The 26,406-nt window shown below is 38.4% G+C and carries 17 protein-coding genes and 4 pseudogenes; 5 read left to right on the forward strand and 16 right to left on the reverse strand.

Features of this window, described 5'->3' with window-relative positions; all coding sequences use genetic code 11:
- Positions 1–31: 31 nt before the first annotated feature.
- Genes NSQ61_RS09505 through NSQ61_RS09520 form a run of 4 tightly spaced genes read right to left on the reverse strand, consistent with a single transcriptional unit; the run spans position 32 to position 5,523 of the window.
- Positions 32–1,543 carry an aldehyde dehydrogenase family protein gene (locus NSQ61_RS09505; RefSeq protein WP_340806829.1) on the reverse strand — a complete coding sequence of 504 codons (1,512 nt, stop codon included), beginning with the start codon at positions 1,541–1,543 and terminating at the stop codon, positions 32–34.
- Complete coding sequence (locus tag NSQ61_RS09510) at positions 1,527–2,876, reverse strand: lyase family protein (RefSeq protein ID WP_066249935.1); 1,350 nt, start codon at positions 2,874–2,876, stop codon at positions 1,527–1,529. The genes NSQ61_RS09505 and NSQ61_RS09510 overlap by 17 nt, the downstream gene beginning before the upstream one ends.
- Before the next feature lie 25 nt (positions 2,877–2,901).
- Complete coding sequence (gene aldA / locus NSQ61_RS09515; RefSeq protein ID WP_339229301.1) at positions 2,902–4,341, reverse strand: aldehyde dehydrogenase; 1,440 nt, start codon at positions 4,339–4,341, stop codon at positions 2,902–2,904.
- A 36-nt stretch (positions 4,342–4,377) separates the two neighbouring features.
- Positions 4,378–5,523: a mandelate racemase/muconate lactonizing enzyme family protein gene (locus tag NSQ61_RS09520; RefSeq protein ID WP_063386424.1), complete on the reverse strand. Its 1,146-nt coding sequence runs from the start codon at positions 5,521–5,523 to the stop codon at positions 4,378–4,380.
- Between the two features lie 231 nt (positions 5,524–5,754).
- On the opposite strand from NSQ61_RS09520, the gene NSQ61_RS09525 reads away from it, so the two are divergent.
- A complete protein-coding gene (locus tag NSQ61_RS09525; RefSeq protein WP_063386425.1) occupies positions 5,755–6,543 on the forward strand; it encodes a helix-turn-helix domain-containing protein in 789 nt (262 codons plus the stop codon).
- 265 nt (positions 6,544–6,808) lie between these two features.
- Positions 6,809–7,338 (forward strand): annotated as a pseudogene (locus tag NSQ61_RS09530) (IS3 family transposase); the annotation flags it as partial.
- 323 nt (positions 7,339–7,661) lie between these two features.
- On the opposite strand, the gene NSQ61_RS09535 reads toward NSQ61_RS09530, so the two are convergent.
- The 12 genes and pseudogenes from NSQ61_RS09535 to NSQ61_RS09585 form a co-directional block, all read right to left on the reverse strand.
- Positions 7,662–8,132 carry a restriction endonuclease subunit S gene (locus tag NSQ61_RS09535; RefSeq protein WP_340808089.1) on the reverse strand — a complete coding sequence of 157 codons (471 nt, stop codon included), beginning with the start codon at positions 8,130–8,132 and terminating at the stop codon, positions 7,662–7,664.
- 281 nt (positions 8,133–8,413) lie between these two features.
- Positions 8,414–9,016: pseudogene (locus NSQ61_RS09540) on the reverse strand (restriction endonuclease subunit S); the annotation flags it as partial.
- The gene (locus NSQ61_RS09545) at positions 9,013–10,494 is read right to left on the reverse strand and encodes a class I SAM-dependent DNA methyltransferase (RefSeq protein WP_063386427.1); all 1,482 of its coding nucleotides are present in this window, start codon (positions 10,492–10,494) and stop codon (positions 9,013–9,015) included. The gene NSQ61_RS09545 and the pseudogene NSQ61_RS09540, both read right to left, overlap by 4 nt.
- The gene (hsdR, locus tag NSQ61_RS09550; protein ID WP_340806831.1) at positions 10,495–13,740 is read right to left on the reverse strand and encodes a type I restriction-modification system endonuclease; all 3,246 of its coding nucleotides are present in this window, start codon (positions 13,738–13,740) and stop codon (positions 10,495–10,497) included.
- 449 nt (positions 13,741–14,189) lie between these two features.
- The gene (locus NSQ61_RS09555; RefSeq protein WP_339229310.1) at positions 14,190–14,330 is read right to left on the reverse strand and encodes an ImmA/IrrE family metallo-endopeptidase; all 141 of its coding nucleotides are present in this window, start codon (positions 14,328–14,330) and stop codon (positions 14,190–14,192) included.
- 202 nt (positions 14,331–14,532) lie between these two features.
- Positions 14,533–15,825, reverse strand: a complete 1,293-nt coding sequence (locus NSQ61_RS09560) for a TIGR02679 family protein (protein WP_339212360.1) — start codon at positions 15,823–15,825, stop codon at positions 14,533–14,535.
- Positions 15,826–15,837: 12 nt separating this feature from the next.
- The gene (locus NSQ61_RS09565) at positions 15,838–19,989 is read right to left on the reverse strand and encodes a TIGR02680 family protein (RefSeq protein WP_339212358.1); all 4,152 of its coding nucleotides are present in this window, start codon (positions 19,987–19,989) and stop codon (positions 15,838–15,840) included.
- On the reverse strand, positions 19,979–21,109 hold the full coding sequence (locus NSQ61_RS09570; RefSeq protein ID WP_339212739.1) for a TIGR02678 family protein: 1,131 nt from the start codon (positions 21,107–21,109) through the stop codon (positions 19,979–19,981). The genes NSQ61_RS09565 and NSQ61_RS09570 overlap by 11 nt, the downstream gene beginning before the upstream one ends.
- Before the next feature lie 47 nt (positions 21,110–21,156).
- The gene (locus NSQ61_RS09575; protein WP_340806833.1) at positions 21,157–22,653 is read right to left on the reverse strand and encodes a TIGR02677 family protein; all 1,497 of its coding nucleotides are present in this window, start codon (positions 22,651–22,653) and stop codon (positions 21,157–21,159) included.
- Between the two features lie 18 nt (positions 22,654–22,671).
- On the reverse strand, positions 22,672–22,935 hold the full coding sequence (locus tag NSQ61_RS09580; protein WP_063386432.1) for a hypothetical protein: 264 nt from the start codon (positions 22,933–22,935) through the stop codon (positions 22,672–22,674).
- Positions 22,883–23,000 (reverse strand): annotated as a pseudogene (locus NSQ61_RS20285) (UPF0236 family transposase-like protein); the annotation flags it as partial. The pseudogene NSQ61_RS20285 and the gene NSQ61_RS09580, both read right to left, overlap by 53 nt.
- 579 nt (positions 23,001–23,579) lie before the next feature.
- Positions 23,580–23,702 (reverse strand): hypothetical protein, encoded by a 123-nt coding sequence (locus NSQ61_RS09585; protein ID WP_261308773.1) that lies wholly within the window; start codon positions 23,700–23,702, stop codon positions 23,580–23,582.
- 410 nt (positions 23,703–24,112) lie between these two features.
- Here NSQ61_RS09585 and NSQ61_RS09590 point away from each other — a divergent pair.
- The 3 genes and pseudogenes from NSQ61_RS09590 to NSQ61_RS09600 all read left to right on the forward strand — a co-directional run bounded on the left by NSQ61_RS09590 (position 24,113) and on the right by NSQ61_RS09600 (position 26,401).
- Positions 24,113–24,636: pseudogene (locus tag NSQ61_RS09590) on the forward strand (type II toxin-antitoxin system PemK/MazF family toxin).
- Between the two features lie 840 nt (positions 24,637–25,476).
- Positions 25,477–25,815: a thioredoxin family protein gene (locus NSQ61_RS09595; protein ID WP_063386435.1), complete on the forward strand. Its 339-nt coding sequence runs from the start codon at positions 25,477–25,479 to the stop codon at positions 25,813–25,815.
- A 220-nt stretch (positions 25,816–26,035) separates the two neighbouring features.
- Positions 26,036–26,401, forward strand: a complete 366-nt coding sequence (locus NSQ61_RS09600; RefSeq protein WP_340806835.1) for a hypothetical protein — start codon at positions 26,036–26,038, stop codon at positions 26,399–26,401.
- Positions 26,402–26,406 lie beyond the last annotated feature (5 nt).

Genomic DNA, 26,406 nt, shown 5'->3' on the forward strand with positions numbered 1-26,406 from the left:
ATGAACTGCTCCCTATTCCGCTTAAGATTCCTTAGTAAGCCATCCAAATCGCTTTCATTTTCGTATACGATTGAAGGGAGTGAATCGCATATTCTTTTCCCCAGCCGCTTTGCTTCCATCCACCAAACGGACTAGCAAAGTCATAGCAGCCATACTTATTAATAAAAACCATTCCAGCTTGAAGTTTTCGTGCCACACGGTTTGCTCGAGACACATCGTTCGTCCAAAGCCCTGCCGCCAATCCGTAAATCGTATCATTGGCAATAGCTATGGCTTCTTCTTCTGTATCGAAAGGAATAATGCAAAGAACAGGGCCAAATATTTCTTCTTGAGCAATTGTCATTTTGTTATTAACATCAGCGAAGATTGTTGGACGAACAAAGTATCCCTTTCCATTTTCACCTGATACATCTCGTTGACCTCCGGCAACAAGACGCGCCCCTTCTTTTTTCCCGATCTCGATATATTTTAAAATGGATTCCATATGAGATTTTGAAATTTGTGCCCCCTGGTCACTTTCAGGATCAAATGGATCGCCACATTTATAGCTGTTAGCATACTCAGCAATTTTTTCGACCACTTGCTCATAAATTGTTCGTTCCACTAATAAGCGCGTCGGCGCAGAACATTTTTCGCCTTTATGCGTAAACAACGCATAAAATGAACGTTCGATCGCTCCATCCAAATCAGGAGCATCACTGAAAATGATGTTCGGTGATTTACCGCCGAGTTCAAGTGTCACGAGTTTTAAATTTGAATCGGCTGAATCATGAACAAGCTGTTTTCCAACTACTGTACTCCCTGTAAACGATACTTTATCCACATCCATGTGACGGCTAATATACGAACCAATTGAACCTTTTCCCAAAATTAAATTGATAACACCTTTTGGTAAAAGCTCTGCTTCATCAATAAGTTCAAACAAGCGAACCGCAGAAAATGAAGTTTGGCTTGAAGGCTTTAACACAACCGTATTTCCCATTGCTAGTGCAGGTGCAAGCTTCCAAGCAGCCATATCTATCGGAAAGTTAAATGGCACAATTTGCCCGCATACTCCTACAGGATCACGCGTCGTAAAGCTTAAAAAGTTTCCTTCAACAGGGTTGTTTTCCCCGTAATATTTGTCAGTCCAGCCGGCATAATATTCGAAAATATCCGATGCCTCCTGCACATCATCTTTATAGGCCTCGGTATACAGTTTTCCATTATCCAACGTTTCTAATGTCGCAAGCTCTGCTTGATGCTCTTTGATTAAAGAACTAATTTGCCGCAGTATTTTCGCACGCTCTTTGCGCGAAAGCTCCTGCCATGTTCCATGGTCAAACGCATGACGGGCCGCTGCAACTGCCTTATCGACATCTTCTTTTTCAGCGCTTTGGAACTTTCCAAGAATTTCTCCGTTTGCAGGATTGATAGATTCAATAACCTCACCTTTTGCGCTATTGACCCACTCGCCGTTGATATATAATTTTTTTGTTTCTTTGAGCCATTCTTTTGCCCAATCCAGCTTTGGCTGTTCTATCCCTTCAAATATTTTTGTCATCGTCATTCCCTCCACATTGCAAAAGTTTTATCAATTCTTCCCTGCTTTTTTCTTTCAACCATCTAGAAACTGTTGAATAGCCAAATTTCTCTTTAAGCTCGACAATAGCAGGAATAAGACTATTTGCTAACTGCTTACATCTTTGCTCATTTACTTCAATCCCTAACAAGCAATTTTCGATAAAAGAAGCAAGGGCACGTTCAAGCATCTTCATTGCATCTAAAATATTGATACATGCTATACCTTCAAAAACATTTAAATCTAGTTCACCGTGTTCTAAAGTCGCTTGCACCACACGGTCACAACCGAGTACTTGAAAACAACACTGAATTAATGTTTCAGGGACAATAGGATTAATCTTTCCCGGGAAAAAGGAGGAGCCCGCTTGCACAGCCGGTAAAACAATTTCTCCAAATCCCCCCTCAGGTCCTGATGAACGAAGGCGCAAATCTTTGGCTAGCTTTATCAAACACGATGCGAGTAAGTGTAATTCTTTCGAAACAGCTGCGAGATCATCAATATGTTGAGCAGCATCAAATAAATTTTCTCGATGCCGCAGAGGAAGGTTTGACACTTCACAAAGCTTTTGAACGACAACCTCCCTATAATGCTGAGGAGCCCCAACTCCTGAGCCAATTACCGTCCCGCCTAAATTAATTTGGTGGAGGTAATCAACCGAAACGCTAAGCAAATGAAGTCGCCGCTTAAGCATAGCTGCATAGCTGCGAAACGACTCCCCAATCCTCACTTTCATAGCATCTTGTAAGCATGTTCTTGACATCGTTTCGACATGATCAAACTTTTCTGATAATTCATTCATCACTTGAATACACATTTCTAGTTGTAGTCTCAAAGATTGGAAACTTAATATAACGGCAATTCTATTGGCGGTATGACATACATCGGAAGTAGATTGAGAGAGATTGACATGCTCATTTTGATGAACAGGATGGTACGTTCCTCTCTCTCCACCTAGTTTTTCATTGGCGAGATTGGCGATTACCTCATTTATATTCATGTTTGTGCCGATGCCTCCGCCGCCATGAAGCACATCAATAACAAACGATTCATGATAACGATTATCTAAAATTTCATCACATGCCCATACAATTGCTTCTTTTATTTGAATAGGTAATAAACCAGCCTCGAAATTGGCCAATGCTGCTGCTTTTTTCACATAAGCCAGCGCATGAATATACCGAGGATATTGAAATAGTTTTTTTTCGGAAAATGAAAGGTTCCGTACCGTTCGTGCTGTATAAATACCGTAGAGAGCATCGATAGGAATTTCCATTTTGCCGATAAAGTCTTCTTCGATCCTTCCTGTTTTCAATTTCTCTCGCTCCAGTCGGGAAAACTTAATATTTCAAATACACTGTTTTCAACTGCATAAACTCTTCAAAACCATGTTTTCCGTCATCTCCGCCAATCCCTGATTGCTTCCAACCCGCATGAAATCCTTGATAAGCTTCTCCTTGCTGGCGATTTACGTAAACTTCGCCGCACTCAAGCTTCGTTGTCAATTCCATCACGTATTTGTAATTGTTTGTATATACATTCGATGTAAGTCCATATTTTGAATCATTCGCCATTTCGATCGCTTCTTCCAGCGTGTCGAACGTGATAATCGGAAGTACTGGTCCAAAAATTTCCTCATGAACAATTTTCATCGATTGGGTACAGTGATCTAATAATGTTGGGGGATAAAAACTTTCTCCTAATTCTTTTAATGGCTCTCCCCCGCATAAAACTTCTGCTCCTTCCTGCACGGCTTCTTGTACCATCGAATGAACTCGTTGCACATCTTGAGGACTGATTAAGCAGCCCATTTCCACATCAGGATTTTTTAAACCGTCTCCTATACTCACTTCCTGAAATCTTTTTAACAACCTCTTCGTAAATTCTTCTTTAATGCTGTGATGTACATAAACTCTCTCCGTGTTATTGCACACCTGTCCGGAGTTCGAAAGCCTTCCACCTTTGATCGCTTCAACAGCTAAATCAAGATCGGCATCTTCCATTACGATAGCAGGAGCTTTTCCCCCGAGTTCCAAGGATACTCTCACCATATTTCGAGCGCATTTTTCCATAATTCTTTTTCCTACTTTTGTACTTCCGGTAAATGTCACCATGTTAATTTGATTCGAAGAAGTTAATGTTTCTCCAACGACTTCATCCAAACCAGTAACAATATTGATGACCCCTTTTGGCAATCCAGATTGATCGATACATTTCGCCAATTCTAAGGCTGACATAGGAGATTTAACGCTTGGTTTGATTACGACTGTATTTCCACATACCAGTGCCGGTACAATTTTACGAATGAGTACGTAAATCGGGAAATTCCATGGCACAATCGCTACGACTACACCGAGCGGCTCACGATATGTTAAAATTTTTTCATTTGAATTGTCGCTATCAACAATTTCTCCTTCAATTCTGCGTGCCCACTGTGTTTGATACTCTCCTAATTCCGCTGCATAATATACTTCAGACTTAGCTTGAGATAACGGCTTTCCCATTTCTAACGTAATCGCTTGTGCAATATCATGAAGATGTTCTTCGTTTTTCATTAACGTAAGAAAATTCAGTAAGTACTCTGCCCTTTGATAAGAAGGAATCGTTCTCCACTGTCTGTAGGCTTTATTTGCATTCTCGATAGCTTCTTCTGTATCTTCTTTTGAACAAGCAGGCACTTGACCAACCAATTTCCCTGTTGCTGGATAAAAAACGTCAATCCATGTATGATTGGAGCTATTTCTGAATTGACCATTGATATATGCTTTATACTGTTTCAAGCGAACATTCACCTCATCTTTAAAATGGTTCAAAAATTAAATGTATACTTTTTTGTTTTCTCCTACATACACATGATGAATTTCATATCGTTTTAAAGACTCTTCATCTAATTCAATCCCCAATCCTGGTTTTTCAGGCACTACCAAATATCCATCTGCATTAATCATGAGTCTTTCTTTTTGGATATAGTCACGCCGTTCGAGCGTCCATGCAGGCGGATCATAAGGAAACTCGAGATACGGACAATGACTGACCGCTGCGGCAAGATGTAAATTCGCAAGAAGACCAATTCCATTTGTCCACGTATGTGGGCTAAACCATGCACCGTGCCCTTGAACAAGATCAGCAATTTTCTTTACTTGTGTAATCCCGCCTGCAAGAGCTACATCAGGTTGATAAACATCTAAAGCATGTAATTTATTCATTTCCATAAAGTCGTGATATCTTCGATTCATTTCCCCGCCTGCAATGCGAATACCTACCATTTCTCGCAGTTTCGCCATTAATTCAAACTGATAAGCCGGCAATGGTTCTTCCAGCCAAAAAACATTTAACTGTTCAAGTTCTCTAGCAACTTGATAAGCCATTTTTAAATCCCACGTTCTTTCTACATCCCAAGGCATTTTCCATCCCTGATTTGCATCAACCATAATGTCAAGCTTATCTCCAACAGCTTTTCTTACTGTTTCAACCACTTTAATGTCATCACGCACATCTTTGTGATGAAAACGAATCTTCATGGCTCTAAACCCTTGCTCAACGAAACACAACGCTCTTTCCGCACGTTCTTCAGGGCTTACGATTTCTCCAGTTGAAGCATAAGCAAGCAATTTATTTGATCTTCCACCCAGTAATTTATACACCGGCTGTCCGGTTGCCTTTCCCATCAAATCCCAAAGCGCTAAGTCAAGAGGCCAACATCTTCCGTAGTGAAAATCAATATTATCAATAATTTGCGCATGGCGCTCAATCGCAAATGGATCTTGGCCAATAAACAAATGTTCATGTCCTTCAAACCCAATCATCAAATCTCCTGAACCAATTCCGGTAATCCCTTCATCGGTATGGACATAAACAATCGTTGTCGCAAAATTTTTTCTCGGTTCAGGGTCCCACGCAGCTTTAAATGGCGGATCAAGCGGCAATAAATATTGCTTGATTTCAATAGATGTAATTTTCAACGTTATCCAACCCTTTCTTAATTCTCATTCAAATTCAGGGATCATGATTAAACATTCACTTTTTTACCTATTCTTTCTAAAAATATTTAAAAACGCTTTCAGGTAGGATTATAATAAAGTAAATTTAATTCTCTTTATTCTTTATACTTATACTACAAGGTGAATAGATTTTTTTACATGCACACATTTATCAAAAATATATACTTTTTTTCAAAATTCGGGAGGATGCCTATGTCTGACGTATCAACAATCACAGAAATGAAAATACATCAACACTCTTATTGGAATCCGATTATTCAATTTCAACTATCGGAGGATACGTATCCGCATTGGAATATCTTTTGTATAGAGGAAGGGATTTTTGAATATCAAGTGATGGATCAAAAAGGAGAGGCACAATTCGGGGATATCATTTTTTGTCCACCAAATATTCCACTAAAAAGAAAAGCAATTACTCCATTAAAGTTTCATTTTCTTCGCTTTTCCTTTAAAAACATCGAACATTATCATTTGCCTATTGGAAAAATAAAAATACTTGATACCGATCGTCTTTCTTCAACTTATACACATCTTCGTTCGATGGCATTCAATGAGACGGAACTAAGCAACAGATGGAAAGCACATTTAATTTATGATCTCCTACAACTATACAATATGGAGAATCAGCTTTTAACGATTGATAATCAGCCTAAAATTAAAGATCCCGTTATAGCGAAAGCAATCCAGCAAATGCATGAACAAGCTTTTACAAATATCACAATACAAAACATTGCCGCAAATTTCGGTTTAAGCTCTGTTCAATTTACAAGACGTTTCCAAGCAAGCATTGGTATACCGCCTATTGAATACTTAACGTTATTACGCCTTAGAAAAGCAAGAACATTGTTATTAGAGACAGATTATACAATCGATGACATTGCGAGTCGTTGTGGTTATAGTAATGGCTTTTACTTCAGTCGGATTTTTTCTAAAAAAATGAAAATGAGTCCTTCAAACTTTAGAAAATTACATAGAATATAGTTCAAACTATCTTGAACATACGGTCTCATGCAAATGGGGCTGTCCAGAAAATCAAAATCCATTAAAACGAAACATCATAAACATTGATATATCAACGTTTCTAAAACATTAAAGGGGCGTCTATAAGCCGGAAAATCGACTTATTAGACAGCCCCAAATTAGGTACCTCGTCAATTATGCGTTTTACTTTTTGCGCAACATGAATCCATCTATCTTCAAGAACATCAAGGTTTGTCTAAATAATGTATAGATCTAGGTGCCAGAAATACCTAGAAGTACGCATTATCAATCGCTTCAACATGTTGAGTCTAATCGTAATCGAGAAAACAAGGAATTAACCGACAAAATCATAGAAATTCATGCAGTAAGCTAGCAACTCTATGGTGCCTCCAAAATTCATATCACTCTTCAAAAAAAGGTTATTGGGTGAGGTTAAAAAAGAATCCAGAGTTTGATGAAAAAAGCTGAAATTCGTTCTATTATTTCGAAAAAATACCGTCCATATTCAAGTAATCAAAAAGTGAAAGAACGGGAAAATCTATTAGAACATGATGTTTCGACACATTCCATTAATGAAAAATAGGTATCAGATATGACTTATATCCATACAGTGAAAGTAGATTGTTGTTATTTAGCTTCTGTACTGGATTTACATTCTAAAAAGTTATTTATTCCTTTTCACAGACGATGACAACGGATCTGGTGATTCAAGCTGCAGTAAACGCGTATAACACTCAAGCTCCGGAAAAAGTGCTTATCCTCCATACTGACCTAGGTTCTCAATATACAAGCAGAAGAATTTACTAATTTTCAAAAGTAATACCGAGCTATCCGCTCAATCATCATGATTATAATTTGTAAAACAAAAAGGCATCTCGAGATTTCGCTGCTCTCTGAGATGCCTTGACCAAATGATATTGTTATTATAATGGATAATATTGTAAAACAAATCCATTACACAAATACACCTTATTTACCCCCCTACAATCTTTGAGCTAACAGCTTATTTTGTTATTCAAATAAGAAGTTTATTTCTTTGACTTTGGAAGCGGGGGAATTGCTAGAAAATTTCTAAGAGTTTACTTTATAATCACTGAATGAGCTCATACATAAATGATTTATTTAGATTTTAACACTTCCTTTAACAACTCAATCGCATGCTCATCGGTGGGATTGTTTGTACCAAGCTCGCCGCGGAAGGCTTTGTAAAGGATAGATTGCTTTAATGAATTAAGTTTTTGTTCAACTTCTAAAACCATTTCTTTTTCAGTTTCTAATTTACTTAATAAAATATCTACCTTCTCAGCAATGCGTTTTTGTTCTTCTACTGGTGGTATTGGTATAGGAAGTTCTAGGAAGTCACTATTTCTAACCGATGGAGCGTTGTGTCCTTTTGTTCTAACATTTAAATAATTTGTTACAAAAGATGTAATTAAATAGTAATAAAGATAGTTTGTTTCCGTAACTTTATTTCTTTTACATACATAAAATGCCGTCGATGCAACTAAGCGTGGATCATCAAACAATACCCTAGCAACATTTCTTAGATATGGTCTAACTAAAGAAATGATTACATCCCCTTTATCTATTCTTCGTTAGCTCTACTTGGTGCATTTTTTATTTCTATAATTTTTGGCTCCCTGATTTCAAATTTGTTATTGTCTATTGAATCAATATCAACATACAGAAAATTTTCACTTTCTAATCTAGCAAGGTCTCTGGTTTCCATTGGTGGTAAAAAACTACCTAACCTAATCCACACCCAATTCTTAGGCACCTCATACGGTTGCTCTTCTTTTGGAATAAGATCCTTTTCTGTCAACTCATTAAAAGTTTCGAACATACTCTTCTCTTTAGGATCATTTGTACCTAATCGTCCTCCAAACGCCCTATCCAAAATTGCTGCACGGCGAGGTTCAAACGACCCTTTCACTTCCTCAATCAACCGCTTCGCTTCATCAATTTTAGCAAAAAGCTGTTCAATCTTCTCAACAATGCGTTTTTGTTCTTTGAAAGGTGGGAGCACTACTTTTTGAGTATATGCATCTTCTCGGTTTAATCCGGGAATTGCCGTGGATCTATTAAGTTTTTTTAGGTTTAAAGTTTTAAGTAAATAATACACATATTTATAATTTATTTTTTGTTTTGCAAGTACATAATAAGTAGTGTCAATAGCCCATCCTGATTCATTATACCAATTTACTTCACCATATGAGCCTTTTCGACCAACAATAATTACAGGTCCTTCTATGAGAAACTCAGAATGATAACCAACCACTCCGTTAGAACCATAAACAGGAAAACCATTTCCACTTCTTTTTTTCTCTGGAAGTGATTTTCCATAAACTAATTCAATTAATTTACCTAATCTTGTCCACACCCAATTCTCCGGCACTTTATAAGGCTGTTCTTCTTCCGGCACTAACGCTTCTTCCAGTAGTTCTTCGATAGACTTTTGTTTCTTTTTACTCATTTTTCAAGCACCTCAGATGTTTCTGCGACTTTTAGCATTTCTTTAGAATCTGTTTGGTAGGTGTTAGGTTGTTCGACAGCTTTTAACTCGGCAATGACTTCGTTTAGTAACGAAATCGCTAGTTCTAATTTTTCCACCGCTTCTTCTGCAGATTCGATTGGGTCTGGCAGGTTTTCGTAGACGGACAAGGATTCATCAGCAATTAAACCAATATCCAAGCTGTCGCCTTTTTTCGCAATTTCTTCACGTGTGAACACATTCCAGCGCTCGTCTTTGACTTGGCTGCGATCTTCTGCCGTATAAGCCTTGATAAATCCTTCAAAATGTTCTTTCGTTAGCGGATTCCGTTTGCCGAAGGAAGGCATATTCGTGCGTAAATCGTACACCCATACTTCTTTTGTGTTGCCGACATCTGATGTCCCGCGGTTGAAGAATAAAACGTTCGTTTTCACTCCTTGGGCATAGAAAATGCCAGTTGGCAAGCGTAAAATTGTATGTAAATTACACTTATCCATTAAGTCGCGGCGAATGTCGGCTCCTACCCCGCCTTCAAACAAGACGTTATCTGGAAGGACAACCGCGGCACGAGCTTTGCCGTTTGCCTTGAGAGCGCGGTAAATATGCTGCAAGAAATTCAACTGTTTGTTCGATGTTGTAAAGGTGAAGTCAGTTCGTGTTGCCCGCTCGCCTCCTTTTTTTGTTCCAAAAGGCGGATTCGTTAAAATCACATCAAAATTTTTCAAACTTTCACCTAGTGAAGAGAGGGTATCGCCTAACAAGATTTCCCCATGAATATCATGAAGCAACGCATTCATGACCGCTAGACGATGCGTGTCTCTGACAAGCTCTACTCCTGAGAATGCCTTGTATTTTTGAAATTCGATTTCTTCTTGAGATAAGTCAAAATAATCATCGGTTTGTTTACGAACATGACGATCTGCCGCGATCATAAAGCCGAATGTTCCCGCAGCAGGGTCATGGCAGCGTTCGCCCGGCTGAGGATTGACAAGTTCGACAATAACATCAATAAGGACGCGAGGCGTAAAATATTGCCCCGCTCCCGATTTCACTTCACTCGCGTTTTTTTCTAACAGCCCTTCGTATAAATCCCCTAATCCTTCTTGCTTCGCATTGTACCAATCTAAGTTATTGGTCGATTGAATAATTTTTTCCAGGTTCTTTGGTTCTCTAATATTAGATGTCGCATCTGTATAAATTTGTTTTAATAATTCATTTTCCTCTTTTCCTAAATCAAGCAACAGCTGTTGATAATGCTCTTTAAGTTCGATCCCGTCTTTTTCTACTAACGAATCCCAACGATATTTTTCAGGAATCATATATTCTTGACCGGTTTCTTTCATCATTTTTAAGAACAGCAAATACGTTAGCTCTGTGACGTATTGGTGATACGTAATGCCGTCATCACGAAGAACGTTACATAAATTCCATAGTTTTTGGACGATTTCTCTGTTGTTCATCTACGCTTGCTCCTTCTTTTGGTGATAGTTATACAAATTATAATTAATTTCGCGAACAATTTGTGCTAATTGTCCATCGAAAATTTGATTTAATTGTTTAAAGCCTCCACGGCTCTTAAAAGGTTCATATTCAAAAGCCTTTTCAGGGTCCGGATGAAGAACAGATTCTTGCAGTAATTGCTTTTCAATACGTTCCAGCCATTTCTTTTGAACAGGCGGCCACGCTTTCATTTGGTAAATTTTCTTCATGGCGTGTTTAATTCGTTCTTCATGACTAATAAGCGGATCGCCTAAAGCCTGCTGGCGGATGAAGGCGATGATGTCCGCTGCGATGTCTTCATTTTTCGCCTCGCGCCAAGCTGCTTGTAATTTTTTCTCGGAAAAACCTTTCTGGTCCAATTCAAGCAACAATTTTTTTAACTCTTCTCTCGTTAATTCAGTTGGACGTTGACATACAATCATTAGCGCAGGGATTTTGTTCATATTGTTTCGGATAAACTCTCCAAATGATTGTAAATAATCATCCGGTTTTTCCGCATTTCCATATCCGCGTTTAACTCCAATAAGTTCATCTTCATGCGTGGAAATATATTGTTTATTTTCCCGATAGCGATTTTCATCCATATAACGGAACATCGATTTATACTCTTTTAATTGTCCAGTTAATTCAGCAGGATTCAAGTTTTTTACCCAATCTATAAATTCATCAACTGTTTTTCCACCAGATAATACTTTAAAGTCTTGGTGCTGCTTATCTGACCATTGGCGTTTTTTTCGTTGGATTTTGGCAATAATTTGTTCTTGTTGATGTTGAAGGTGTTCTTCTTTTTCTAAACCTTCTAATTCTTCTACTAATTGAGTCAGTGAAATATTTGGTCGAGTGACAACAGGCTTCATGCTTGTATATGGTTTTAAAGACTCATAGATTCCAACCGCATCGAAAATATTAAAGTGGTCTTTTCGGATTTCTTCACATCTTCTCGTTGCTCGGCCTAGCATTTGCTCATAAAGAATCCGAGAGCGAACGCGGCGCAAGAAGACGAGATTTGTAATTGCTGGAACATCGACACCTGTCGTTAGCAAATCCACCGTCACAACAATAGTTGGATATTTTTCATTTTTAAAGCGTCGAATCGCACCTGATGGATCTTTAATGGAGCCTGTAATTTTCATAATCGCATTGTCTTCGACTTCACCGTATACTTTTTCAAATTCTTCTTTTAAAAGACGTACGACTAAGTCTGCGTGATCATCTGTCGCTGCAAATATCAATGTTTTGCCTTCATCGTCAGGAGAAATATAATTCGCCAACTCTCGTATAATAACACGATTAAAGCTTTCTGTGATAACTTTTGTATTAAAATGTGCAACCTCAATATTCACTTCATCTTCAAGGTATTCTTGTGAAATTGTGCCGGAAACCGTATCATATACGTCGACCTTTTCACCTTTGGCCCAAGTGATTCCTTCCTTTTTTAATACCGTTTCAAATTGATACGGTGGTTCATGGTCGACTAAATATCCATCGACGACTGCTTCTCGATAAGAATAAGTGAAAACCGGCGGTCCAAAAATTTCTGTAGTATGCAGCGCAGGAGTTGCTGTTAAACCGATGCGAACGGCATCAAAGTAATCAAGTACTTTTCGATATTTGCTTACATAATCATTGTGATCTCTTATTTCAATTTCTATGTCATTCATCTCTTTATCTAGTGTATAGCCTCGATGGGCTTCATCGACAATAATGCAATCATATTGATCAATCGATGGAATGTCTTCTGTTTTCTCGTTGTAGAAAATGCGTTTTAACATTCCTTGTACGGTAGCGATATGTACTTTTGTTTCATCATCTGGTTTTTGATCGTATAACGATTGTAAGCTATAAATTTCAGTGAACGTATGGAAATTTTCCAGCTTACTTTCTTTAAAAGCGCTTTCCGCTTGTTCTCCAAGAGCTTTTCGGTCGACAAGGAATAATATACGATTAAAACGCTTTGCTTTGATCAATCGATAAATGAGACCAATCGCCATTCTTGTTTTCCCTGTTCCGGTTGCCATGGCGATTAAAATGCTGCGTTTTTTCTCTTCCAATGCTTTTTCGACCGCTTGAATAGCTTTGACTTGATAGTCTCGTAATTTAAGATAATCAAATTTTTCATCACGCAAAAATTGCTCCGAACGTTCCGTATCTTTTTCTAATAGATTTTTCAGTCCTTGAGGAGTGTACCATCCTTGAAGTGGGCGCGGGTGATTCGTTGATTTCCGCGCATCTAAAAACCAAATGCCTGACTTTTGTTCTAGCTGTTTTAAAAAGGGGCGGCCATTGGTTGCGAACAAAAATGGAACATAGTGATCTCCCCATGGTTCATGGATCACTTCATGACCATGCCGAACAATAAGTTTTGCATATTCTTTTGCTTGCTCAATGTCAGATGGGATATCTTTACTAGCACGTTTCGCTTCAATGATCCCTACTAGCTCGGGGCCAATAAATAAAGCATAATCAGCGTAACCATGTTTTAAAGGCCACTCCGCAATCGCCATGTTTTTTCCTTTTTCCGGACGAACTCCTTTTGAGAAACGCAGCTTTTCTGAATCAGCCTCCCAGCCAGCATCACGTAATTGCTGATCAATAAGAATACGGGTTTCTGCTTCCGTCAATTCAAAGTTGGCGACTGCCCGTTGTGAGTACTCACGTCGTTTTTGTTTCTCTTCATTGCTAATATATAGCTGTTCCTTTCGGATCTTCTCAAGCTCTGTTTCCAAATGAGCAAGCTTTTCTTCGTATGACTTAACTACATGGTTCAATTCATCTTCTGATATAGATGTTTGCGGTGTCGGTTCGATATATTCTGGAGCTTGAAATGACCAATCGCCATACACTTCCATAAACCAAACCGCAATTCGAAACGCCATATGCAATAAAGCTTTTGCTTCATTTACTTCACCATAGCTCGGATTATGTACCGCTTGATTCCCTTTCAAACGAATGACCGTAAATAAGTCATATATTTCCTTCGGCAGAATTTGCTCATAAAAAAGAATTCTCAGACGCTCCTGTTGATCAGTTCTGCGTTCTTCCTTTATTTCTTCTAACGCTAAAATATATTTTGTTATAGTTTCAGCAAATTTTCTAAGCTCACTTATCGCCACATTTGGATTTTGATAGACATTTCGTTCTGCCGTTTCCCCAACACGGGCGAGAACTTCCCATTTTTCTTCTAAAAAGCGAAAATTTTGTGACATATACACACCTCACCATAAGAACATGTATATAGTGCTATTTTATCATAAATTTTACAATATATATCATTTCCAGTCATACATCTATTTAATAGAGTTGAGTCCGTATAATTGTGTAAAAATGAATGGGTCTAAAAATACTAGCCAATTTCAAATCCGATCCTTTCAGATGCTTGAGCTTGTAAAATCTGGTTTATTTTAACCGTAAATTTTTTGAATTTCCTTGAAGGAGTTGATGCAAAATTTCTAAATCTAGGTTAATCTTGCTTTGATACATTCAAATCTTTTCTCCATTAGAGTTTGGCGATCCAACTTAATGGCAACTGAGTGTTTTTATTTCCTTTGGTACATTTGCTTTTGCTGGCATTGGTATTGAATTGTAACTTATTAAACATATATGATAACTTCTTACAATCATCGCATTTATAGAAACCATCCAAAATTTCTTTCAATTAATAAACCCCTCTAGCTTTATATGAGTATAGGAAGAGCTTCCACGGCAATATTAGAGCAGCTGCAAAATAATTCGCTTGTCTTTCCATTTCAACATAGGAATTATTGACCACTTGCACCAAAATGAGCAAGCTCATCATATAGAAAAAGAAATAGACATTCGAGTTAATTTAAAACCAACAAAAAGCTTAAAACCTCAAATAATGAAATATGTTAATATAAACTCGAAAAGTAAGCACGTCTATCCAAAACGTGTATTTTCTTTACTATGTAACCACCTGTCCCCATTCGCACATTGTTAGCAAATCGAATGGGAACAGACTCGCAAATCATGTTTCCAGCCTAATCCCACATGTGGCGACAAATACCTTCATAAAGCTTCTTCAGGATTTCTTCTTGATAGCCAGCTTTTTTTATTTTCCGCATTTTCTCTTTGATCGGTTGCAATTCTTCGATCGTAACAGTTTCTAGTTTCGCTACTCGGTCATCCGACAGCAAAACCTCTGGAGATGACGCTAAGTAATCTTCTAATTGGAAATGCCATAAATGAATATGCTCCTGATTCCGCTCCTTTAATCGCTGCGCCATTTTTAGTCCTTCAGGATCAAAATCTCCAGAATAATATATTTGACAACCTTCTTGGATGATTAAGTCTATTAACATCAGTGACGCTAGTTTAAATTGCCCATTTGTGCAAATCAGCGGCGGAAAAGCGTCAGGAAATAAATCCAACAAAGCGGAAAATACGCCTGAGTTCTCAACGACAAATACGGTTTGCCCCTTAGCAGGATATGCACGCTTTAACTTCAATATTTCCCGCAATGGCACATTGAGTACTGTATTCGTTTTTACAGCAGAAGCAAACACAGAATGAATTCCCTGTTCCGTTTCTGTCAAAATTCCCGCACATGTCACAAAGTTTAAAATATCTTCCCGTAAAATGCCAAATGATTGCAGGAGCTCATTGACTTCCTCGACTGAGGATAAGTCATAGTCTTGATCAGAGTAAAATTGAAGTGCATGAAGAAATACTTTTCCTTGAAACGTATGTAAGTCAAATGCGTGCGGATCTTTTAGCACTTTTTGTGAAAAAATTGAAAGACGTTCATAATCACCTTTTTTCGGCAAATGATGAAGCGCAGTGCACACATTCTTTAAAACAGTCTCCAAATGTTCCCTATCTTGCGAATAGGCGATATGAATAAAGCGGTTTTGGGGAGCTGATTCAGCTATAAAAGACAGAAGCCTTGCTTGTTCGGGATATTGATGAATAAGGTTTTGAAAAAATTCTTCTTTTTTCTTCCGATCTGTTTCCCTCTTCTCTTGATTGGTTGTAATGTCTTCACCAAAATAATTCTCAAGTAACGTAACGAGCGGTATACCGGCAAAGCGCGTTTTCTCTAATTGTTCGGCAAACATTTTTAATGAAACCGAAGGAGTAGATTCTTGATGAAAATCCTTCCCAAAAAACGCCCCGAGCGCTTCTTTTTCTTCAAAGGAAAAACCGTCTAATTTGACCGTTCCGCCGATTCTCCCGAGTGATTGATATTTCTTTTTCATCAGCAAAAAAAGGCGGTGAAAGCCAGGTTCACCGCGAAAAAACTCAACAGCATCCGCTACTTTTTGTTCCAACATGAACCATCCTTCCTATATGGATGATGTAAAAGTAAATTCTTCGTCCGGATTTGACGCAAGTCGTTTCACTTTTCCATCCCAATGATAACGAATAACCGTAACGTACGGTGCATTTTTCGGGCGAACTAGCTCGCAAATAGAAAGCGATGGTACCGTGTCGTAGTCTCCCCAAAGTGCCTGAGAGTTCATGATATAATTGAAACCAAGCTCTTCGACTAAAGCAAACATATCACGAATGTTATTTTCATCAACGCCGGCAAACGCTTCATCTAACGAAATAATATATGGAGCATCCTCTGCAGCCTCTTGATATCGTGAATATGCCGCGGCAAAAAGAGGAATATACATCGCCATCGCCTTTTCTCCGCCGCTAAATTTATAAAACTTTTGGTTCGTTAATTCCCGCTTTGGTTCATTTGTTTTTTGGTAATAAAGCGTAAACGAGAACCACTTTCGGTAATCGAGCACTTCTTTAATGACTTGGTGAAGCGTATTGCCCTGCCCACTTTCTTCAAGCATTTCTCTCGCTCGGTTGATTTTTGAGCGGAAATGCATCGTAACCCGCTGCAAATCTTCTTCCTTTAGCAGCCGCGAATTCATTCGCAACAATTCGACTAAATCTTTCGTGTCCATTTCTTCTTCGGTTTCCGCGGTCTTCGGCTTCCATTGAATTGAAAACGTCAGACCTGAAGAAGTATCACGTTTTTCCATTAATGCGTTCATATCTTTAACCCAGCGTTCGGCACGCTGTATGCGGCTTCGCAATATTCGCCCGATCGTTTTCAAAATAATATCTTCATACAATTCGCGGTCCTGTTCGTTAATATATTCTTTTTGCAGCAATATATCTTTTTCAATCTCTTTTAATACATAATATGGTGTAACGCGTTGTCCTTTGTAGTCTAGTAAAATGATGATACGTCCTGCTTTTTCCTTCAAATCGTTCGCTTTTAGCTCCGATTCCTCATCTAATGAAAGCTCGACGAACGGATTTTGTTTGTTCCAATCGGCAGGTTCCTGTGCCGGACGATATTCGATTAAATTCGGTTGTTCTTGGAAAAATATTCGGTTTAATCGTTCGGTGACAGAAAGTCGTGTATTCTCTTTTAATACAGAACCATATTTCTTGGAAATGTCTATTGCTTTGTCCAAAAGCGAGCCTGTTTCATTTTCGTCAACAAACACTAGCCCTCGTTCCAATTCTTTGGCAAATAGCTCTTCCCATGCTTGGACAAGAACCTTTGCAAATTCCAGTTTTCTCTCTAAACCGTTTATTTTGCTTTTCATGTTTGAAAGTTGATTCCCGATGTCTGCTTGTTTCTTAATTTTCTCAGGAATTTCCGTTTTTAAAAACGTTAGTCGTTCTCGAATCTGTTGAATCTCTTGACGAATATGTTCCGCTCCCATTTTCGTTAACATCAATTCGATATGCTCAAGTTCAAGTGATACTCGCTGTTGTTGATCGAGAAGAACATTGATTTCGCCTTTCGCTTCGTCTATTTCGTTTTGTAATGCTTCAAGCTGATCATTTAGGTTTTTGATCATTTCATCGGTATGCACGATGTTTCCATGCGTAATTTGTACATCATTTAACTCTTTTAAATATGATTTCATATAAGACAAAGCATCTTCGTACCCTTTTTTCGAAAACTTAAGGTCCAGTCCTTCTGTCTTGTTGCGCAAAGTATTTTTCACTTGCTGCCATTTTCGAGCAATTTGACCTAATTTTTCATTTTTCTTTTCTGTTTCTTTTTCTTTGCTCTCTACTTTGAGTTTCGTTTCCTTCCACTGGTCATAGGCATATTTGACATTTTGGTCAGTTGGAAACGATTGAAACCCTTCCGTAATATGGCGAATTCGTTCATCCACTGCCGCGAGCTGCTCTCGTTTTTCTCTTAGTTGAGTGTTTAAAAGCTGTAATTCTTCCTCAAATTGCTGAATTTTCTCAAGACGCAGCCGTTTCCGTGCGGCTCTTCCAATATACTTTGCCTTTTCCCTTTCAGGGGCATGTCCTTTTAAAAGTCCTAGTGAATATTGTCCGGCTTCGTTAATGACAAAATATTCGTTACCTTGCTGTTCGTCCGATACGATTATACTGCGCAATACCGCTTCGATTCGTTCCTTAGTAACACCTGAGTCATTCTCTACATCAGGTTTTAAATAATCCTCTAGCGTGTGTGCCATCATTGCCGGGTTTGGCATGATTACTCGATCATATTGGATATCTAAATCCGCTTCCACAATTAAAGCGTCGAGCAATCCAGCATGATTTAATGTAGATTCGATCCGTTCCCGCAACTCTTCGGACACGTGCTCTTGAAACTCCACCGCCGCATATAACGGAACAAAAGGTATTCCTTTTTCTTTTAGCGACGCCCTTGTTTGCACCGTTTGCATGTCTCGTTCTGGTTCTGGATCTTTTTGTTCCTTCCAATAGCGCAATTTTTCTTCCGTTTCACGAAATTCATTTTCTATCAATTTCATTTCATGCTGTTTTTTAATTTTTTCCGCTTTCCACGATTCTAAAGATTGATAATATTGATTCGTAAACGGTTGTTTCACCTCTTCGAAATGATAGCGCTCATAAAGCTCATTCAATCTTTGTAAAAATACTTGAAATGCTTCGTCATCCACCTTTATATCCGGATACATTTTGCTCCATTCAAACACGCTTTCCTGCAAACGGGATTTTTCGTCTTCAACCAGTTCATACCATTTTTTCTCTTCATTTTTTAGTTGGTCTAATTCCCTATTTAATTCGCCGAGCTCTTTATACGTTTCTTCATAACGTAATTGAATTTCATCATGTTCTTTCCAAAGTCCGTTAATTTGCTCCAGTCGATCAAAATGTGCATTAGCTTCCCGCTTCCATACGGTAAAATCAAATTCATATTCTCGGTTCCGCTGAAAATCTTCTTCGTTGATTGTATGCTCGGAAAAAGAGCTTTCTAACGCATCGTTCCGCATCATTTCTAACTGTTCTGTTAGCTTTTTCAATAACTGTTCGAAACGTTCTTCATACATGTTTAAGTTTTGTTCAATTTTCCGTTCTTGCTCTCGTTTTTCATCTATAAATCTTTCTTTCTTTTTGAGCTCTTTGTTTACATTCTGCAGTTTTTCCGCTGTTTCATTACGCTTTTCTTCTGCCTGAAACACTTCATGATTGGATAAATCAAGTTCCCGTTTACGCAGCACTTCTTGTTCAATCGATAATTGTTGAGTCTCTTCTTTCAATGTCGCAAGTGTTTCCTCATATTCACGATGTTGTGCGACAAACTGTTTCTTTTCTTCAGCTAACTTTTTAAAGCTTTTTTCCGATTTTAAATATTCATTCGCTTTCTCAGCCAACATATACTCATTGTAAGTCGAATAATGCTGGCAAAGATGCTTTAGAGCCTTCTCGTCTTTTTCAAGCTGTTCTAATTGTTGTTTTGCTTGATCCATATTTTCTATCGTTTCTGACAAGTGTCGCAGCTCTTCATCTGTAAGTGCTGGCAGCGAGCTTTCTAATATTTCGTAGATCACAGTTGGCTTAAAATCTTTTGAAAGCTTCGGACTGCGTAATTGAATGAGTAATTCAATCAATTCGTGGAACGCATCAAGCGACTCAAATCGAAAAATATGTTTATTCACTAACTCCATATATTCACGTTGCGAATCAACAACCGTACCGCCTTCACCAATAACAGTGATCAACTCCCGTTTCGTTAAAGGAATTTTTTGCGTCTTCCCGTCTGTCTTTTCTTCTTTATATAAACGCAAGTCTTTGCCGATGCGCCGATTGTCAAAAACGACAAATCCCCAAAAATCCATATTTTTCTGCCGTTTTGCCCGTAAGCCGATACCCGTTGTGATATATTGTTCAGAGTTTTTCCGCTTATATTCTAAAAATAAATAGCCTGTTCGTTCGTCCCTGTCGACGAGTTCTTTTTCCCCAAGCAAGTAATCTTCCATTCTTCTAGCTCGGGAACCGAACGGATCGAGGCGGTCAGGACTCTTTTTTCCATCAAGCAGAACCGGAAGAAAACTTTGCATCGTCACCGATTTGCCGGAGCCGTTGCTTCCACGCAATAGAAGTTTTCCGTCTGCGAAATGAAAAAATTCTTCATCATAATACCAAAAATTTAACACTCCCGCTCGATATAACTCCCATTTACTCGTCATCTTCATTCGTTCCTTTCATTAGAAAATCATCAGGATATGTTCCGACTAATCGACCTAAAAGAGGGTAGAGAATAATCATCCCAGTCTCCGCTTCACGTTCTGCCATTTTCCACTCCTTTAATGCACTCAATACTTCATCAGAAAGCTGAGAGATTGTCATGTCGCGGTATGTTTTACTCCATCCTTCGGAAAATTCGTCACGGCATTTTTTTAACAGACCTAAAAAATCATTTGGTGTTAAGCGGATTTGTCCATATTCATCAGGTATGTGAACATCAAGATGCTGGCGAATAATTTTGGAAAAATGAAGAATAATCTCCGAAGTACCTTTTTGATCTGGAAACAGCGTATAGCGGCTTTGACGTTCCGGTAAAGTTAAAAGTGCCGCATTTTTAAAAAGTTCATAGCGATAATCAGTATGTTTTTCAATATCTTCCCGCAAGCGATGGCGAAAGTTTCTTAAATAATAAAAGTCAGGATCGTCTTTTTGTCTTCGATAAATGGCTGGCGATAAAAATAGTTGCCGATATATCCGATGGCGGCGATAGTCTTGCGGGGACGCTTTCCATTCTTCTTCTAAAATCTCCTCTATCGTTTCATATTGAAACAAGTCTTTCGGATATGATCTCATAAAATAGCGGGATACAACGGGGACTTCATAGAGTGCTTCATGGTCTTCTTTATTTGCAAACCCTTCAAGATCCCCATCGACGCGTTTTACGATACCAATTTGCTCCGACGTCCTCAGCACGCGAATGAGCGACTTCCGATGTTGATAATTCGTCCAATCGATTGGCAGTTCCCCGGGATACATCGCTTGAATCTCTTCACATAAATCGGACAGAAGAAATTTCTCATCGACGGCTTTGCTCTCTAAATATGCTAATAAGCAGCAAAACAGGGCATAATCTAATATATCTTGAAAATCTTGAATACCCATCCACGATTCTGGCTCAGCCGGGATTTTCTCGAGCTTTGCAAAATAACGGTGAATGATTAGCCGATATCCAAACTTTTCTTGCAAGTAACGTTTCAATACTTTTTCACGTTCTCTAATCTTTTGATAAAGCTCTGGTTCCTCTTCCCGGACAATCCAGAAGTTTTCAAACAGGGCTGTCATGGCTTCTTTCGCTTTTTCATCAAACCCTTGCTCCGTCTTTTCCAATGTTACATCTCTCCCTTTTCGAGGACATAAAGTTCATAATTCGGCATCGTAAGTGTACCGTCAGAGGCTTTCAATTGAATCGAGGAAGAATCCTTTTGCAAGATTTTCACTTTCCACCCGTTTTCCGTTTTTACGACTCCGTCTTGTTTTGTCATTGATTTTGCTATCCAGCTTAACAATGTTTTTCGAATGTGCGGTTCGATCACCGGCAACTCTCGTAATACGATTTTATTGTCTTGAATGAGGTTCTCTAACTCTTCTTTCTCACGTTTTTTCTCCAGCAAAAATTTCTCCTTCATCTCCTGTTTCTCTTTTTCATGTGTTTCGATCGCTTCCGGCTTTTTCTTTTCACGGTAATGGCGAACGCGAGGCTTTACCGTCCATTCTGTCGGCTCTTCTTCCCAAATATCGCGATAAAAGTTTTCTGTTGCATCGTTCTCTGTTATGAGATGCTTTGTATGGAAACAGCCGAAAACAACAGAGGATAGTCGGTGGGCATCTACTAAACTCGGAAGCTCGGAAAACCACTTTGCTAAATGGAGAAAATCTTTCTTGCGGCTGCGGAAATTGTGATGACGTTCCCCCAGCCTTTGCACGACCCGAGTCATACGGCGAATGGCTTCATTCGTTTGGTGCTGAAGAAAATACAATTCACTTTCACGTCCTTCTCTGCCTAAAAACCATTCTTTTAGACCTCTCCACTTTTCGAATAAATCTTCTTCAAGTTGTTCTTTCGTCACTTCCATTTCTTCTAATCGAGGAATCGTCATTTGATAATCAGCAACAATTGCGACTAGTTTGTGAACATCATCTTCTCTGATATCTTCCAACAACTTTTCAATTTTTAACGATGTTTTCTGTAAGGCAACGATGAAATCGCGTAAATATGTCGTAAATTTTTCTTTATATACAAGAAAGGCTTCCGACATCATTCGTTCTTCCGTGTTCTCACTGTTAAGGTAAGCGATGTAATCCGCAGAATTTTGAATGATTTTTTTGAAATAATCGAATGTTTCTTCCCAAATTTGATTAATCTCTTCTCGTTTTTCTTGAAAATCGTTTTGTATAATATTTTCTATTCGAACGAGTGAAGAGTATAAACGGTCAAAACGCGTTTTTTCTAAAGATCCTCCGAATGAATCCCCTAGCTTCTCTAACGTGCGGATCATCCTCTCAATTTCAACCGTGTAAGGACTGCATTGATAACGAAACCGTTTCTTTTTAAATTCTTCGATTGTGCGAATATTCACCGTCTCTTGCCGAGCAATTAAGTTTTTCCATTTGACAAGCTGATCTAAATCCTGCTGGAGATCGTCTTCAGTATAGTTCTGAAACTCCTTATGTTCTTTTAAAAATGCAAATACTTCTTCAGGAAACAAATATTGCCGCATTCGTTCATGCTGCATATAAAAATATCGTAAAATCGCCCGATAGCGATAAGCATTGTCCGTTGCCAAATACTTTGCCTCAGAAATCGGCTTCAGCCATGAAGAATCCATTATGCATCACCTTATAAATTATGTTTTTATTTCTATTGTAATAGATTTGCAGAGAGATTGAGACAAGATTTTGATGGGGATTTTTTTGCTGTTTTGATTTTTTGGGTATATTTCGTTTTTACGATCTGTTTTGTAAGCGTTCGCCAACCATCTCATCCTGTTTGTATGTGCCTCTTTTGTTTTTTTAAATCCTTTCAACACTTTTAATGCTTGTAAATCGGTGTTCCTGCCGTTTTCCGAAATACTCCCGGCAAGCGGTGATCCACGCGGTTCTATCTCCATTGAGAAAACCAGTCCATCATCGGGTCATAGCTGTATTCTTCCATCATAAACCCTTCAAGCCCTTCCTACACCGGCTCATTTCGTCTGATGCACATAGTGACGTTTGTTTACCAAGGGCACTCATGATCGATGTACTCCAACACCTGTTGAAGCAGTTCCCCGAAGGTTTCTTGAATCATCGAAAATAATTCCATTTCGATCTCTTTTAATGTTTGCCCACCTCTCTTTTCTCCTTGTGTTTGGTTTGTGCACTTATCACAATACAGGAGGAGAGTCCTTTTTGCATTTATTTTGCCTTTCCCCCTACCATTTAAGAGAAACTCCTGCTTCTAACGGAAGGATCTTATCTTTCTCCAACAAACATTTTACTCATACAGAGCGAAGATGCATATGAATGCTAATTTAATAAATGTACAATTTTGATTCTCGCATGAATACTGAACTTGAGGGAAAAGAGGATGCATGTGAAATGAACAATCACAAAAGAGATGAAGAGACCAAAACACTTTTTCTTCTTTTGCTCTTCCTCTTTGGCCACAGTGATCATTTTGTGTGTCTCCATGGATTCCTTTAGAAACCGCGTGAGAAGTTCATCCCTTTCCTTTATGTATTTCTGTTGTTGATCTAACCTCATCATGAGTACTTTAGCAGATCGTTTTGTTTGGCACCATCACTTTTAACGTTTGTATATTATCGTTATAACGATCTAATTCCCGTTTTGTCTTCATTTCGCAAACTGCTACGTTTGATTGTCGAACACATGCCATTACTGCTTCTGCCGCTTGTTTCTGGCGTCATATCGCTGCTCTGTTTTATCTCCATAAAACGCTTCAAGAGAATATAATGTCTTTTCTAAATAGCCTCGCTCCCACCCGCGTCTTGCTTGGAGAATGAGAGCATACTTTCTTAAAGCAGATTCCTTCATTCTTAATTAGGTACACACGTCTCTCGATTCAATCAATATTAGTCCTTCGTCTATATCACTAGTCAAAACACCGATACATTCTGTTATTACACTGTTATATAATCATTCTATTGATGTTTCGGCATACCCTGCAAGCGACAAAATGATGGGAATGTATAGCGAAAAAATATTGAAGCTTTAACAAACTTTAAGATCATGACGTGATACAATCATGAGTGTAACGGTATAAAACAAAGGGAAAGGGAGAAGAAGATGGAATCAGATGCAGTAAAACGTGAACGATTACGTTTAAAAAAAGCTAAACTAGACGAATGTATCCCAATAAGATCACATTAGCTAATGAATGGATTGAGAATGAGCAAACGCAAATGAAACGACTGATCGTTCAAGGGGCCATTTTCACTTGTGAACTCGGGGAAAATATCGGCACAGAGCAAAACGGAGAACGACCGGTGCTTGTCCTTTCTAATAACAGAATTAACCGTACATCCGGTAATGTTAAGATAGCTCCGCTGACTACAAAGTTAAAAACCAAAACTATAACAGATCGGAAAGGAAAAACAAAGGTATCGCCAAAACTTGCGACACATTATTTTCTCAAAAAGGAAGTCTATCCGTTTTTAACGCAGACTTCCGCCGTAAAGGTGGAAGAATTAACGACAGTTAACAAAGTAAGGCTAAAGCAACATATCGGCAATATAAACAAGGATGATTTAAATAAGATTATGAACCGTGTAAAATGGGTATTTATCTGTAACGTATTGACAGTGTATTGATCATGTATTGACATTTCCCAAGATTTTTCTATACTTAGAATACAAAATAAGTTGTCTGTCTCGTCACAGACCATTTCACACGTGAAAAAACGTGGATTCGTTTGTGTTTTCAACGGAGAGGAGCCCTAAATGGTTCCTCTCATTGCATAATATCAACAATAAACTCATAACTTAATGATAAGTTGCCTGCCGCGTCGCAGGCCATTTCACCCCGTCAGCGGGGGATTCATGTTTTTTTCCCCAGTACTTAGGTGCTGGGGGTTAATGTATTTATTGGAGAAGATTTCTTACGGAGAAAATCTACATAAAGGTCTGCAATGTTGAATGATTTCGCATCAAAGCGGCTGAATGACTTGTGTAATTCAACATAATTAATGTACGTGTTCACTTACAAGGGGTAGAAAAGAGCATCCGTTGATTTTGCTGCCAGCTGCCTAATAAATAGAAAAAGGTATTTTTGCCCGGCAGATCAACGAACAAGAACAATACAAAGGGCAATAAGTTAAAATTTCTTTGTTATATACAAGAAAGACTTCTAACATCATTCGTTTTTCCGTGTTCTTTCCTGTTAAGGTAAGCGATATCATCTGCACAATTTGAAATCATCGAACGTTTACTCTCAAATTTGATTCATCACTTCCAGTTTTTGTTCATAATCGTTTTTCCAAATATTTTCTATTCAAACGATTAAAGAATAGAAGCCGTCAATACTCATCTTCTAAAGCCCCTCCAAGTGAATCTCCTGCTTCTCAACGTGTGAAGCATCTGTTCAATTTCTTTATACCTTCCTATGGTATAATGAAGTAAGTTTTTTGATCATGAAAGGAGACGAAATGAATTTTGCAGACAAACCATGATTTATTTTCCATAGAAGATGTCGAGCAATTTATTAATAGTCATCATTTGGCATTTTTATATATATCCAAAACAAATTGCAGTGTTTGTCATGCTTTGCTGCCAAAGGTGGAAAAAGTGCTGGCTGAGTTTCCAAAAATTCAAATGGGCTTTATCAATGCGGATGATATTCCGAACATAGCCGGTCACTTATCCATATTTACCGCACCTGTTTTAATTTTATATGTCGATGGAAAAGAGGTTTTGCGAGAAGCGCGGTTTGTTCATGTTGAGCAGTTTAAGGAGAAAGTGAAGAAAATTTATTTTTTAGCAGAGCAATCGTAACTTGTTTGCGAGTGAAGGCACCTTTTGGCTGAGATTTTTCACAGAGGCGGAATGCTAACTAATGTATTCCATGAGCGGAGTCTTCTACACATAGGGGCTGTCTAATAAGTCGATTTTCCGGCTTATAGACGCCCCTTTAATATTTTTGAAACGTTGATATATCAATGATTATGATGTTTCATTCTGGACAGCCCAAAAAATATTCTTGTTCTAAAAGGGAATGAATCTGCTTAAAGTTAGACTGGATCATCAAACGAAAGCAAACTTGCCAACGCCGCAAGCAAAATCCTCCAATGATGAAAATGAAGTCTGGAATAAAAAGAAACGTTTAGTTATTTCATTCATGAAAAATCTATATGTTCTCACAACCGTAAAATCTATCTTGATGGCGGTTGAAATAACGGAATGCATGCGCGGTACATTCCGTTTCTTTTCTTCATTTTATGTTGAATTTAACTTAAAATCAGACACAGATGCTTCCGAAGGTCTGAGACACTTGAGTAGAAGCTACTTCAAACAAGTCCGTTTCTTAGAGAAAGTCCTCCCCCATAATCATCTGAACAAAAAACTGCAGCTTAGCAATTAAACATT

The sequence above is a fragment of the Aeribacillus sp. FSL K6-1121 genome (assembly GCF_038003725.1).
GTDB classification, from domain to species: domain Bacteria; phylum Bacillota; class Bacilli; order Bacillales; family Aeribacillaceae; genus Aeribacillus; species Aeribacillus composti.

Bases quoted from the DNA above. Each gene is read 5' to 3' on its own strand.
- NSQ61_RS09600 (WP_340806835.1), top strand. From the start codon at position 26,036: ATGAATCTGCTTAAAGTTAGACTGGATCATCAAACGAAAGCAAACTTG.
- NSQ61_RS09585 (WP_261308773.1), bottom strand. From the start codon at position 23,702: ATGGCATGTGTTCGACAATCAAACGTAGCAGTTTGCGAAATGAAGACA.
- NSQ61_RS09525 (WP_063386425.1), top strand. From the start codon at position 5,755: ATGTCTGACGTATCAACAATCACAGAAATGAAAATACATCAACACTCT.
- NSQ61_RS09560 (WP_339212360.1), bottom strand. From the start codon at position 15,825: ATGTTGGAACAAAAAGTAGCGGATGCTGTTGAGTTTTTTCGCGGTGAA.
- NSQ61_RS09545 (WP_063386427.1), bottom strand. From the start codon at position 10,494: ATGAACAACAGAGAAATCGTCCAAAAACTATGGAATTTATGTAACGTT.
- NSQ61_RS09575 (WP_340806833.1), bottom strand. From the start codon at position 22,653: ATGGATTCTTCATGGCTGAAGCCGATTTCTGAGGCAAAGTATTTGGCA.
- hsdR (WP_340806831.1), bottom strand. From the start codon at position 13,740: ATGTCACAAAATTTTCGCTTTTTAGAAGAAAAATGGGAAGTTCTCGCC.
- NSQ61_RS09505 (WP_340806829.1), bottom strand. From the start codon at position 1,543: ATGACAAAAATATTTGAAGGGATAGAACAGCCAAAGCTGGATTGGGCA.
- NSQ61_RS09565 (WP_339212358.1), bottom strand. From the start codon at position 19,989: ATGACGAGTAAATGGGAGTTATATCGAGCGGGAGTGTTAAATTTTTGG.
- NSQ61_RS09580 (WP_063386432.1), bottom strand. From the start codon at position 22,935: ATGGAGATAGAACCGCGTGGATCACCGCTTGCCGGGAGTATTTCGGAA.
- NSQ61_RS09570 (WP_339212739.1), bottom strand. From the start codon at position 21,109: ATGACAGCCCTGTTTGAAAACTTCTGGATTGTCCGGGAAGAGGAACCA.
- NSQ61_RS09555 (WP_339229310.1), bottom strand. From the start codon at position 14,330: ATGATGAGCTTGCTCATTTTGGTGCAAGTGGTCAATAATTCCTATGTT.